The 13,111-nt window shown below is 52.0% G+C and carries 8 protein-coding genes; 5 read left to right on the forward strand and 3 right to left on the reverse strand.

Features of this window, described 5'->3' with window-relative positions; all coding sequences use genetic code 11:
- Positions 1-328 precede the first annotated feature (328 nt).
- From IPH59_06665 to IPH59_06680, 4 genes are all read left to right on the forward strand, one after another.
- The gene (locus IPH59_06665) at positions 329-2,563 is read left to right on the forward strand and encodes a glycosyltransferase family 4 protein (GenBank protein MBK7091387.1); all 2,235 of its coding nucleotides are present in this window, start codon (positions 329-331) and stop codon (positions 2,561-2,563) included.
- A gap of 21 nt (positions 2,564-2,584) precedes the next feature.
- On the forward strand, positions 2,585-3,526 hold the full coding sequence (locus IPH59_06670) for a glycosidase (GenBank protein MBK7091388.1): 942 nt from the start codon (positions 2,585-2,587) through the stop codon (positions 3,524-3,526).
- Between the two features lie 138 nt (positions 3,527-3,664).
- Positions 3,665-5,059, forward strand: coding sequence for a GAF domain-containing protein (locus IPH59_06675; GenBank protein ID MBK7091389.1), 1,395 nt, complete (start codon positions 3,665-3,667; stop codon positions 5,057-5,059).
- A 513-nt stretch (positions 5,060-5,572) separates the two neighbouring features.
- Positions 5,573-9,625 carry a discoidin domain-containing protein gene (locus IPH59_06680; GenBank protein ID MBK7091390.1) on the forward strand — a complete coding sequence of 1,351 codons (4,053 nt, stop codon included), beginning with the start codon at positions 5,573-5,575 and terminating at the stop codon, positions 9,623-9,625.
- Between the two features lie 458 nt (positions 9,626-10,083).
- On the opposite strand, the gene IPH59_06685 is transcribed toward IPH59_06680, so the two are convergent.
- The 3 genes from IPH59_06685 to IPH59_06695 all read right to left on the reverse strand — a co-directional run bounded on the left by IPH59_06685 (position 10,084) and on the right by IPH59_06695 (position 12,125).
- Positions 10,084-11,145 carry a DUF3494 domain-containing protein gene (locus IPH59_06685; GenBank protein MBK7091391.1) on the reverse strand — a complete coding sequence of 354 codons (1,062 nt, stop codon included), beginning with the start codon at positions 11,143-11,145 and terminating at the stop codon, positions 10,084-10,086.
- A 182-nt stretch (positions 11,146-11,327) separates the two neighbouring features.
- Entirely contained in the window at positions 11,328-11,552 is a 225-nt protein-coding gene (locus IPH59_06690; GenBank protein ID MBK7091392.1) for a DUF3185 domain-containing protein, read from the reverse strand.
- A gap of 12 nt (positions 11,553-11,564) precedes the next feature.
- Positions 11,565-12,125 (reverse strand): outer membrane beta-barrel protein, encoded by a 561-nt coding sequence (locus tag IPH59_06695; protein ID MBK7091393.1) that lies wholly within the window; start codon positions 12,123-12,125, stop codon positions 11,565-11,567.
- Positions 12,126-12,605: 480 nt separating this feature from the next.
- Between IPH59_06695 and IPH59_06700 the strand changes: the two genes are divergently transcribed.
- On the forward strand, positions 12,606-13,061 hold the full coding sequence (locus IPH59_06700; protein MBK7091394.1) for a GNAT family N-acetyltransferase: 456 nt from the start codon (positions 12,606-12,608) through the stop codon (positions 13,059-13,061).
- The last annotated feature ends 50 nt before the right edge of the window (positions 13,062-13,111 follow it).

The following is a 13,111-nucleotide window of genomic DNA, read 5'->3' on the forward strand; positions in this document are numbered from 1 at the left end:
TTACTGCGAACCGGAAACGGCGCGATTTAACATTCTGCAAGACGATAAGTCCAACTCGATGGTCTCTTTAGCTCTGCCTCCCTGATTCACTACTCGTTTGAATATTGACGATAGTCGATACGTTGCCTTGGAGGGGTTAGTTCCTATTTCAACCTTTTGGACGATTGCGCGCTTTGCGATTCGCAGTATTGTAAGATGACATAATCTCGGTCGTCTACCAGGTAAGGTCTTTATGCAAGGCCTGACTTGCAGAGCGAGCCATCTTGGTAGTTAAGCGATCGAAAGATAGGAGAATTCAATTTTGCAGAATGATTCAGTGAGTTCAATAATAAAGCGTATCGCATTCATCGGTAATTATTCTCCGCGCCGTTGCGGTATAGCGACATTTACCACCGATCTGTGCGAAGCGATCGCCGCTGACAATGAAGACACGACCTGTATTGCGCTTCCCGTCAACGACAATAGTCATGGGTACGAATATCCTGGTCGTGTTCGGTTCGAACTGATAGAGCGGGATATCGACTCGTATCGCCGCGCCGCCGACTTCCTGAACATCAATGACGTGAATCTTGTCTGCCTGCAACACGAATATGGTATTTATGGAGGCAAAGCAGGCAGTCACATTCTGGCTTTGTTGCGGGAGTTGCGCATGCCGATTGTAACGACGCTGCACACGATCTTAACTGATCCGGATGCCGACCAGCGGCGGGTTCTTGAGGAAGTCGCAAAGCTATCGGATCGGCTCGTTGTCATGAGTCACCGGGGCAAAGAGTATTTGTCCAGCATCTACAATGTCTCACCGGATAAGGTCGACTTCATCCCTCATGGCATTCCTGACGTTCCCTTTGTTGACCCGAGTTTCCACAAGGACCTATTCGGCGTCGAAGGAAAAATGGTCCTGCTTAGTTTTGGACTGCTTTCTTCAAGCAAAGGAATTGAGAATGTTATCGAGGCACTGCCGGCAATACTGGCGGTGCATCCGAACGTGGTATATATGGTACTGGGTGAAACCCATCCTCATGTGAAAGAAGTTGATGGCGAGGCGTACCGGCTCTCGCTCCAATGGCTGGCTCGCGAGCGAGGCGTGGAAGCCAATGTCATATTTCATAATCGGTTCGTCAGTTTGGAAGAGCTGATTGAATTCATCGGAGCTGCGGATATCTACATTACTCCCTATCTCAATCAAGCGCAGATCACCTCGGGTACACTCGCATACACCCTTGGCGCCGGAAAGGCAGTCATATCGACACCGTATTGGTACGCCGAAGAATTATTGGCAGAGGAGCGCGGTGTTCTGGTGCCGTTTCGCGACCCGCCGGCAATCGCAAGAGAAGTCATCAACTTGCTGAACGACGAAGCGGCGCGTCATGCGATGCGAAAGCGCGCCTATATGTTCGGCAGAGAGATGACCTGGCCGCAAGTGGCGCAGCGCTACCGCGAGACATTTGAACACGCCCGCGCGGGTCGTCGCCATTTCAGCAGACCCGGCTTTACAGTCAAGGCCCTTGATAAGCATCCCGGTGAACTCCCGACATTGAGGCTCGATCACCTGCGAAACATGACGGACGAGACCGGCATCTTGCAGCACGCCATCTTCACGATACCAAATTACCACGAAGGCTACACCACCGATGACAACGCTCGTGCCCTCATCGTGAGTGCCCTATTGGAAGATGTCGTTAATCCGGAAGCATTCGAGCTGGCATCGCGATACCTTGCGTTTGTCTGGTACGCTTATAATGCCGAGACAGGGCGCTTTCGTAACTTCATGACGTATCAGCGAACGTGGCTGGAAGTGACCGGTTCGGAAGACAGCCATGGCCGTGCATTATGGGCTCTCGGAACGGTGTTGGGCCGCTCGCGAGCCAAGGCGTTGCAGAGTATGGCGGGTTGGTTATTTGAGAAAGCCGTGCCGGCGATTCTCGACACTACAAGTCCTCGAGCTTGGGCTTTTGCGCTGATCGGCATCCATGAATACTTGCGGCGCTTCGCCGGAGACCGTCGCGCCGGACAGGTTCAAGTGGAGCTATCGCATCGGCTGATGGATTTGTACAAACGCTGTCGTACCGACGATTGGCGTTGGTACGAAGACGGACTTACGTACTGTAATGCAGTTCTGCCACATGCCTCACTGATTTGCGGACATTCGATTCAGAATAGGGAGATGATAGAAGTTGGACTCGAGTCCTTGACGTGGTTGGCAGACGTTCAGCGCGCCACCAAAGGCGGGCATTTCGTTCCAATCGGATCCAACGGTTTCTACCGCAAAGGCGGTGAGCGGGCGCGTTTCGACCAGCAGCCAGTGGAGGGTCAGGCCATGGTATCGGCTTGCATTGAGGCATACCGAATTACTTTGGACGATAAGTGGCGCAAGGAAGCGCAACGCGCCTTCGAATGGTTCTTGGGGCGCAACGACCTAAATCTATCAATCTACGATCCAACAACCGGCGGTTGTCGCGATGGTTTACATCCCGATCGACCGAATGAAAATCTCGGCGCGGAATCGACTCTTGCATTCCTCCAGTCTCTGCTGGAATTGCGCTTAGCAGAGAACACCCTTTAATACTGCGGAGACGAGACTTTAATGAGCAACACACATCCTGAACTATTGCAACGACACAAACTCAATCCAATCTTAACCGCAGCTAATTGGCCATATCCAATCAACAGCGTGTTTAATCCAGGCGCCACGTTACTTCCCAATGGAGAGACGCTGCTATTGTGCCGTGTCGAGGATCGCCGCGGTCTGTCACATCTTTGTGCAGCTCGTTCAGCCAACGGAGTGGACGGTTGGCGAATTGATCCAGAACCGACGATGGCGTCGGATCCGGAAAATTATCCCGAAGAGATTTGGGGAATTGAGGATCCGCGGATTACCTTTGTTCCGGAATTGAATCAGTACATAGTGGTCTACACCGCCTTCACGCGCGATGGCCCGGGCGTTGCTCTGGCTACTACCGATGATTTCCATAGTTTCAAACGTTACGGGGTTATCATGCCTCCGGACGACAAGGACGCTACCTTGTTGCCGCACCGCATCGACGGCCGCTGGGCGCTGATCCATCGACCGGTTAGTTCGCCGCGGGCTCATATGTGGATTTCATATTCTCCTGATCTGATTCACTGGGGGGATCACAAGATAATGATGGAGGCTCGCCGCGGTGGATGGTGGGATGCCAACAAGATCGGCCTATCACCGCCGCCGATCGAAACTCCGAAGGGGTGGCTGGTGCTGTACCATGGCGTGAGGCATACAGCGGCGGGAGCAATCTATCGACTCGGCTTGGCACTGTTCGATTTGAAAAAACCCGAACTGTGTCTCAAGCGAGGCGGCCAGTGGATCTTCGGCCCGGAACAACCGTACGAACTTCACGGCGACGTCGGCAACGTGGTGTTCCCTTGCGGTTACACGATTCTCAGCGACGGCGACACTGTTCACTTTTATTATGGCGCAGCGGATACGAGCATTGCACTGGCAACAGGCAGTATATCAGCCATGTTGGAATGGTTGGAGAACGACTCGTGACATGAATGGTAGAGTCGCGCGACGATTCGCTAAACAATTGCGGTACAAGTGAATCAGTGCAAACAAACGCGGAATTCATGAACTTAGATCGACTTTCTCCTCGCTTTCAATTGTAACACTTATAGGAAGGAGGATTCTATGTACACATCAATAGACGAGAAACTTCGATTTGAGCTGATGATCTCCGAATTATGCTCGGCGTTTGTAAGCGTAGCGGCGGACAAGGTTGACGACGAGATCAACCGCTGGCTGGCATTCGTTATCACCACGCTGGGCGTGGACCGTTGCACGTTGTTTCAGATCACCGAAGATGATAGTACCGGTGTTCTCACACATACATGGGCTGCGAGAAAATCACTCGCCCTGGAACCAAGTGCGATAGCTGAACTTCGCGAAGGCGTGTATGTGTTGCCTTGGAGCGTCGAGCAGTTACTGCGCGGAGATCACATAGTGTTTTCTTCGATGAACGAGCTGCCGCCAAGCGCAACCGAGGACAGAGAATTCTTTGAGTCGAGCGGTACAAAATCCAACGTAACTCTGCCGATGTCGGTCGGAGGCAGTCTGATTGGCGCCATAGCTTTCAGCACGGTTCGGTTGGAGATCAAGTGGTCGGAGGAGTTGATCGGGCGACTCCGGATGGTCACACATGTGTTTGCCAGCGCCCTTGCGCGCAAACGGGCAGATCTCGAGTTGAAGTCTTCATACGACAGGTATCAGACCCTTTTTGAATCCGCCAGTGACGCGATCATTGTCTTGAAAGATAATGTAATTGTCGAGTGCAATGGAAACAGCGTGGCGATGTTCAAGTGTGCAAACAAATCGGAAATCATCGGTCATAAGCCTTGCGAATTGTCCACTGAGAAACAAGTCGACGGCGAGTCTTCATTTGAAAAGATGAGTCGACTTGCGGATGTTGCCTTAAGTGGAATCCCGCAGCAATTCTACTGGAAATGTCAGCGAAAAGACGAATCCATTTTTGACGCGGAGATCTCGCTTAATACTTTCAAAGTATCGGGCCAGTCATTGTTATTGGCGATCGTGCGGGATGTTACGCTGCACATCTCGGCGAAGGAGATTCTGAAAGAGGCGAATGACCGGCTGCAGTCCGAAAGAGAGATGTTAGCCGAGAAGAACGCCGCTCTGCGGGCAATCCTATCCCAGATCGAGCAACAACGACTTGAGTACGAGGAGCAAGTTTGCGCCAGTCTCAAGAACATGTTTGCTCCTTCACTCAAGAAACTCCGCACTGGAGATGGCAAACTCAGCAATAAGGATCTCACAAAACTCGAAGATGCCTTTGAGTCACTTGTAGGGCAAGGGGTGAGTACTTTCAAAGAAAATTACGCCAAATTGTCGCCGCGCGAAACCGAAGTTTGCAGGTTGATAGCTGAAGGCAGAAGCTCTAAGGAGATATCGGAGACGCTGAATGTTGCTCCGCAGACCATTCATAAGCATCGCGAGATCATCCGGCGCAAACTCAAAATCCAGAATCTGGAAATCAATCTGCCGACCTACCTTCGCAACAAATCATAATACATCATTGCTTTCCTCAGGGTATTGCCTACGCAATAACCCCGTATCGTCCAATCCTTTCACTCAACGTAGAATAAACTGGACGAGCGAGTCGAGCTTACGCGACGACACAAAGACCTTGTGATACTCAACTCGAATTGACACCTCGTGTGTCGTTGTGCGGAGTCGATTGCTCAGAACTTAGGAGGCTCTTGAACCGGCGAACCGGGGCGACCGAGCATGGACGCCCCAAGCCGTTCGGTGAAAGGAGCCTCTTGAGCCTTTCAGAATATACCCGCTCCAGTTGAAAGCAACCTCAGGCAATCACTACGCAATAAGCCCGTATATCGTAACCACGGATTTAGGTGTACCATCTTGCGGCTGCGAGAATCCTCTATCTTGTAGTCCAGAATTGTCAAAGTGGTAACTCTGGCCGAGAAGCCACGCATTTACAAGGTTGGCAGATACCTCTCTCGTCGACCATGGTTCGTTATGATCTAAAATCGGATGGGGGCATCCAGTGAAGGGATTCAAATGATCTGCTTCAAGAAAACTGTGCTAGCAGTGGCTATAGCCATGTGCCAGTTGCTTGCACTTTCCTCTGCTGAGGCCGCAACCTACTATGTTCGGGTCGGCGGCAACAATTCGAGCAACGGTCTGACTTGGGCGACCGCGTGGGCTACACCGACCTATACCAACGGTCGAATCGGGGCCGGCGACACGGTACTCTTCGGTCGTGGAATTTACCTAAACTCACAGATAGTTCCACCTACCGGAAGTACTCGCACAAATATGACCTACTACCTCGACTCCGCCTATGTCGCCAATGGGTCAAATGGTTTCTCCGGATTGGCCCAAATCAACGGCGCAGATGTTATTCCCAAAGCTAGCTGGGCTGTCTATTCCGGCAGTGTCTACCGCGCGTCGTGGACGGGAACCGGTTGCGACATTGAGGACGGCGCAGGCGGTCAAGCATACGTCGGTGCTCAAGACGGGACTCTGCTCGAACCGCAATTGTCAATATCGGGAGTCAATTCCCCGGGTGAATTCTACCACGATTTGGCAACTAATCGAGTTTATATCCAGTGCTTTGGCAACGTCAATCCGAACACTGTGGAAATTCAAGTGGCGTGCAAGTCGCCGGTGAAATTCAACAACACAGCTCAAGACAACATCTACTTCGGTGGACTCGATATCCGAATGGGAAAACGCGCCGCCGTGATGTTTCTTGCTGGCTCAGACTCGGCGATTTTTCGCCATTGTAAGCTTTCGCGCACTTCATATTGCCAAACCTGCAACCCTGCTGTGATTATGTCAAATCAGCATGGTGAAGTGCACGACTCTACCGGCAATTGGGACGCGACTTACAATCGTTTCAATGTCTTCAGCAGTTGTTCGATTGGAGTAGCGATAGCACCAGAAGGCGAGGGCACAATCGCCCACCGCGGTTCCGGCTTTATTGGATACGATATTACCGAAACGACATTTGACAGTTGCGTCTTCCACAATTTGCCCGGTGACGGCATTGAGGTAAAGAACTCCTATGCCTCAGGCACAAAACGAATCGTCGAGCGTCTTACAGTGCGATTCAGCAAGTTCGATAAGATTGGCGGCGAGGGTGTAAATCTGTACACCAACGCGTATGCATGTTCAGTGTACGGTTCAATATTCGTCGATTGCGACGATGCCGGAATTCTCATTGGAAACAGTTCACCCGGCAATGACGACCGCGGCAACCACGTCATCTACAACAACACTTTCTACAACTGCAATGCGGGACTCCAAGTGCAGTCTCCTTATGCCGCAAATACCGGAGTATTCAAATACAATGTCATCTATGACATAGCGGCAGGGCCTTACGGTTACTCTTATCACTACGACTTTCGAGACAACAGCTCCGGTCTGGCGATCTCGATTGATTCGAATCAGATCCACGAACCATCAGGATCGTTTTCGGCACTCTGGGGAGGCAGCAGTCAGACCTGGTCATCGTGGCAGTCGGGCGGTCGAGATACTCGCGGTACGTATTCAAACCCCGGGCTCAATACGACGACATTCGAGACTTCTGCTACCGGTTCAATGAACCGCACCTATGGAGGGAGGAACTGGACTCGGTACGGAGCGATTCAGTCCACTTCCGGCGGATGTACACTTCCCGGCGTCACAACTCTGACCCTGCCCGCTAATGGCGCCACCGGTTTGGCATTGCCGGTGATCCTTGACTGGTCCGATGTCGTAACAGCAACATCGTATCAAATCCAGATAGACAATAATTCTGATTTTTCGAGCCCGGTCTCTGACCTAACATCACCGATCTCAACATACACTGCCGTTAGCTTAACAACCGGTACTCTGTACTGGCGAGTTCGAGCGCAGAATACCTGCGGTTGGGGAAACTGGAGCGGAGGACGGACATTTGCTATCGTGTCGTGCACTGCGCCTGTTGCACCAACGCTTGCCAGTCCTTCGAACGCGGCGACCAATTTGTCGCAACCGATAACTCTAGACTGGAATGATGTCGCCCTGGCGACTGGCTATCAAATCCAGGTCGATAACAACTCAGATTTTTCGAGTGTGACTGCTGCGCCGACAGCGACGGCTTCTACGTATGCGCTCTCCGGGTTGGCTGCCGGAACCACATTCTATTGGCGTGTTCGTGCGCAAAACGCTTGCGGGTCGGGAAGCTACAGCGGCATCAGGTCGTTTACTACAACCTGCACATTGCCTGCTGCGCCATCGTTTGTATCGCCGGCAAATGGAGTTACGAATTTGACCCAGCCAATAGCGCTCGATTGGAGCGATGTCGCTGGCGCAACCCGATATCATGTGCAGGTCGATAACAACTCCAACTTCTCAAGTCCAGCGGCTGACAATCAGCCGACGACCTCAACCTATTCAGCTAGCAGTTTGACTGTTGGAACGGTGTACTACTGGCGAATGCGCGCTCAGAACGCGTGCGGCTGGAGCGTCTGGTCTGCCGCCAGATCGTTTTCGACGTCATGCAGTCTTCCCAGTGCGCCGTCTTTCGTGTCACCGGCCAACGGCGTAACTAATGTCGCTCAGCCGGTTGTGCTCGATTGGAGCAACGTGACTGGCGCAACCCTATACCAGGTTCAGGTTGACAACAATTCAGACTTCTTGAGCACAGCGGCCGACAATCAGCCGAGTGCTTCAACATATTCGGTGAGCGGTCTTGCCGGTGGAACTTTGTTCTATTGGCGGATGCGCGCTCAGAATGCTTGTGGTTGGGGTGCCTGGTCTGCGGTGCGAGCATTTACGACGAATTCCGCAGATGCCGTGCCACCTGTAATCTCGAATGTGATAGCGACCAATATCACCAGCGTATCAGCAGTGATTTCGTGGACAACCAATGAGGCGGCCACGACACAAATCAACTATGGCGCGACAGCTTCGTATGGCACATCGACAAGTCTCATTTCGACGCTGACGACTAACCACGAACAGGTGATCACCGGCCTCGGCTCGCTGCAGTCTTACCACTTCCGAGTGCGCTCTCGCGATGCCGCCAACAACGAAGCCGTCAGCGGCGACTTCGTGTTCAACACGGTCGTTGATGTGGGCGAGGGCATTATGCCTACGGTCTCGAGCACATACCCAGGTTACAGCGCAGCCCGTTTAACCGATGGCAACTATAACTCGCGCGGCGGCGAGTCAACCACATGGGCAGCGCTAAGTGCAACTCAGGCACATTGGGTCGAAATCAATCTCGGTGCGAGCCGGACGATCCAGGGAGTCGCTGTGTATTGGGCGTGGAATCCTTCGCAGCAGAAATGGATGACTTCACAGCAATTCCGCGTTCAGATTTGGAGCGGCTCTGCGTTCAGTGATGTCGCAACGAGTAACAATATTGTTGGCGACAGCTGCACATTCGTTGAATTCGCAACAGTTGCGACTACACGTGTGCGTTACTTTCAACCGGCGAATATGGGGGCGCCGACATATGCAACCGTAGCGTGGTTAACAGAGTTCGACATCTTCGGCGCAAGCGGACCGAATTCGGCACCCAGCGTACCGACGATCGTAAACCTGGACGACGGTGCAGCGGGAGTGGCATCGGTTGCGATAGAAGTTCTTGAAAAGACAGCGGCTGTGGCTGGTCAGGGTTACACTAAGTTACTCGGAGCAACGAGCTCAGTTGATCCTGATGGCGATGCGATCTCATATCAATTCGAGATTTACGCGAACACTGACTCAAGCTTAGTTTTGAAGACTACTACGATTTCGGCAGATTCAATTACTACGCTTTGGGCTGTCCCAACTGATTTGCCCTCTGGAAAGCAATACTCCTGGCGCGCAAGAGCTACCGACGGCGTCAACTGGTCCGACTGGTCGGAGCTGTCGCACTTCAATACGGCAGCCGCAGGCGTCTGCGGCGACGAAGATGTTTCCGGAGCGGTCGATGTCAGGGATGCAATCTATCTATTGAACTATATCTTCTCCGGAGGAGCACTAACAGTCAACGGAGATGTCAACTGTGATCAGGTAGTCAGCGTATCAGACGCGGTCATACTCTTGGAATTCCTCTTCGCAAACGGTGATGAACCGTGCGCGAAATGCGGCCAATAGGCCCTGCCTACTTCCACCACCGAACGAGGGCGCCGCAATGGCGCTCTCGCTTCGATTCTGCCGTGATGAGTGCCACCCGAATTGCACGCGGTTCACCAGTATCAACGCGATTATCATTGAGTAGAACTATGAAGCGGCATGTCGTAGAGTAGATTCTACTTCTGATCCCGCTTCGGCTGCTTGTCCTTTCGTATCTTTTCATCATGGACGTGTTTGTTATCCTTCTGCTTCTGGCCCTTCTCTTTGTCTTTCTTTCCACCCTTGTCTCCCATATTCGTTTCCTTTCTTGATTGCTTCGAGATCGTGATTCACGTTCTCGGTAGCGCAATCATTGCGCCTGTGAAACTGACTTCGATTTGTCGTGAGCCGGGACGCCAAAGCTAACACCTACAGAGTATTCGCGTCCCGACCGACGGACAAATCGCTTCAGCGCGATTTTCTTGAGTTGACCCAGCCGACTACGGATTCGGCGTAACTATCGTGCTTCCGTTAAGTGTGACTGCACCGGTTCGAGCGAAGGCTCTGCCTTCCAACGACGCACCGGTATTCATCGTGATCGATTGGTCGGCCATGATGATACCAGAAAAGGACGATGTCGCTCCCAGCGTCGCCGATGATCCAACCTGCCAATAAACGTTGGAGGCTTTCGCACCGCCGCTGAGAATTACTCGGCGATCCGTGGTGGTAACAAGCGTGGATGCGATCTGGAAAATCCAGATGGCGCTGCTGTTTCCTTTGGCGTCGAGAGTAAGATCTCCGGATGAGATTTCAAGACCGGAAGTCGATTTGTAGAGACCGGAGGGCAATGTCATGCCTCCGATATTACCGGCGATTGTAACAACACCCGATGACCGTCCAGCCGCGCTGGCAAAAGCCGAGGTCAGGTCAAGTTTTGCTTGAATGGAACCTGGGTCGCCGACGTGACTGGCTCCTGACATGATACCGGGAGGAAAGCCGGTTACAGCCGTTCCCGGGCTAAGCCCTACTGCGCCCGCTATAAAGGTTGCACCGGTACTGGCAATGGTCGAGCCGGCGATTACTGCAAAATCAACAGTTGATTCCAGCACTACCGGAAGTTGGTCGATCGTTGCATCGAATGTGGTGAAGCTCCAGACGTATTGATTGGCAATAGCATTGCCGGCTTGATCCTTCGCTGTGCCAGTTATGGTTGCCGTATAGACAGTTGACAACGCTAGGTCATTGGTCGGAACAAATAGAGCGCGATTGTGTGCGGCGTCATATGAGACCGAACCAGCGACGTTGGTGGCACCGGGGCCTTTCACCGTAAACGATGTCAGTCCGATTGTTGAAGAACTCATCGATTCGCTGAAGGTCACATTAATGAGTGCCATACCGGTTGCGCCGTTAATGGGATTCGTGGACAACACCGTTGGGGCCGTTGTATCGGCTGCCGGACCATTTGGCTCGTCGTCACTGCAGCCAGTGATTAGCGTTAAGCCCAACAGAGCCATTGTCATGGTCAAGCTCGTAAACTTGCCAACATAATTTGGTTTCTTCATCTTCATACTTTCTTGAGTGAGTTTTGCGGCTCACTCTTCGTGTCGTTATGATCGCAATGTCAAGACAGCCTGTTTACTGTCAAAGAGCTATTGGCGATCCGAAAAGTCTGGACCGGCAGTTGCCGGATGCGGATTTGTGATCTCCATATCAAAATCCGAGATCCTTCTCAGTTGGTTCCTACCTACGCCGTCTTACGCCGTCCAACAACAATCAAGACAGTACCAATCGCCACCGCTGCGGCGCCAAAGATTGGCGGGAACGGAATTTCTTTCTTCTCATCGACCCGAAGTTCAATTGGTCCAAGGTCAACGACTTCTTTATTGGAGGTATAGGTAATGCCTCCGTAGATCAGCCCGACTAAGCCGAGCCCAATTAGGATGATTCCTATCATCGTCACAGTTTTCAAAAGTGATCCTTTCTAAAGGCGGAACAGCACGCCGATATTTATTGAATAGAAATCGGATTTGGCGCCATCAAGGACGGCATCCGGTAGTTCTTTGAACTTGTACTCGAGAAACACATAGCGGATATCTCCGTACACGTGGACATTTGGCGATGCGGGTAGTTCGAGTCCCGCGACCAGGTGCCAACCAAACTCGCTCTTAGTTTCGTCGTCGATTCCAGCATCGTTATAGATGTCAGAGTAATCAAAAGTGGTGTTATACCAGCCGCCGCCGATTCCGCCATAGATGATCGGCAATGGATAGAGCAATCCCGTAACGGTGAACGGCCAGCTCTTGGCAGTCAGCGCTCCTGAACCGTACTTCTCCTGCCGATAACCGATATCGCCCTCTATTCCGATGACCGGCATCAGCTTCAATCGCAGGGTGGCGCCGACAAGGTAGTTGGCATCTTCGGCGTCGTGTGATTTCTGAATCCCGAGGTGGGGGCCAATGTAGGCGCCCGGTTGGCTTTTCGCTGTGGGCGGAAAGAGCAGCAGAGACCCCAATAACAGCCCGATTCCAATTTTTCTAAACATGCTATTCTCCTGTTTGAGTTGTAAATACAAACTTGTGCGCAGGCGCCGCGTTGTACTGTCTGAGCACTACAGAGGACTACGGTGATTGCTCTGGTAGATTCATCGTCCATAGGGATGAAAAGGGAGCTACATCGCTCGAGTGATTTCCGCCGAGGTCGTCCTCTGGACCGTCATCGGATTCGAGCGAAAGATCTCCTCGAAGTAGACGGTCGATGAAGTCAGTGCTGGACCAGTTAACTTTGAGCGCAAACAATGAGGCTTTGGAATGTTCTGTATCATCCGGCTCGATCTACTGAGCAATTCCAAGCTCGACACCAAAAATGCCGACTATTGCCGCTTCGAATTCGGTTCAGAACTCAAAGATCAAGACAAGAATTCCGAGTTCTGTCTTGCTCGGAAAACTCATTGTCTATATTTTGTCGGCGATCATCGAGAGACCAGTGTTTAGATTAAACGACAACAGTAGTTTCGGGGAAAATGATGACTCAGATCATTAGGACAGATTCTTCCAACTCGGATTTTCGCAATCTCGTAACGCTCCTCGATCAGGACTTACGGATACGCGACGGAGACGAACACACGTTCTATGCCGCCTACAATAAGATAGACTCGATAGCTCACGTCGTGGTGGCCTACAGGGATGTAACACCGGTCGGTTGCGGAGCGATAAAGAAGTATTCTGACCTCGTGATCGAGATCAAGCGAATGTACGTCCTGCCGGAATATCGCGGCAAGGGTATTGCCGGGGCGGTGCTAAGCAATCTTGAAGCTTGGGCGGTTGAATTGGGATTCACCGAAAGTATTCTGGAAACCGGCAAAAAGCAGCCCGAAGCAATCCGCCTGTACCAGAAGTCGGGATACACCACAATTCCCAACTACGGCCAATATCAGGGTGTCGAGAACAGCGTTTGCATGCAGAAGAAGCTCACAAAATGATCAACTGCGCTCTAACCTTGCCAGAATCTTCATAGTTTTTAATCGGAAGC

Source organism: bacterium, from assembly GCA_016708315.1.
GTDB lineage: Bacteria > Zixibacteria > MSB-5A5 > CAIYYT01 > CAIYYT01 > JADJGC01.

Coding starts and splice junctions, on each gene's coding strand:
- IPH59_06670 (MBK7091388.1), top strand. CDS start 2,585: ATGAGCAACACACATCCTGAACTATTGCAACGACACAAACTCAATCCA.
- IPH59_06685 (MBK7091391.1), bottom strand. CDS start 11,145: ATGAAGAAACCAAATTATGTTGGCAAGTTTACGAGCTTGACCATGACA.
- IPH59_06700 (MBK7091394.1), top strand. CDS start 12,606: ATGACTCAGATCATTAGGACAGATTCTTCCAACTCGGATTTTCGCAAT.
- IPH59_06680 (MBK7091390.1), top strand. CDS start 5,573: ATGATCTGCTTCAAGAAAACTGTGCTAGCAGTGGCTATAGCCATGTGC.
- IPH59_06675 (MBK7091389.1), top strand. CDS start 3,665: ATGTACACATCAATAGACGAGAAACTTCGATTTGAGCTGATGATCTCC.
- IPH59_06695 (MBK7091393.1), bottom strand. CDS start 12,125: ATGTTTAGAAAAATTGGAATCGGGCTGTTATTGGGGTCTCTGCTGCTC.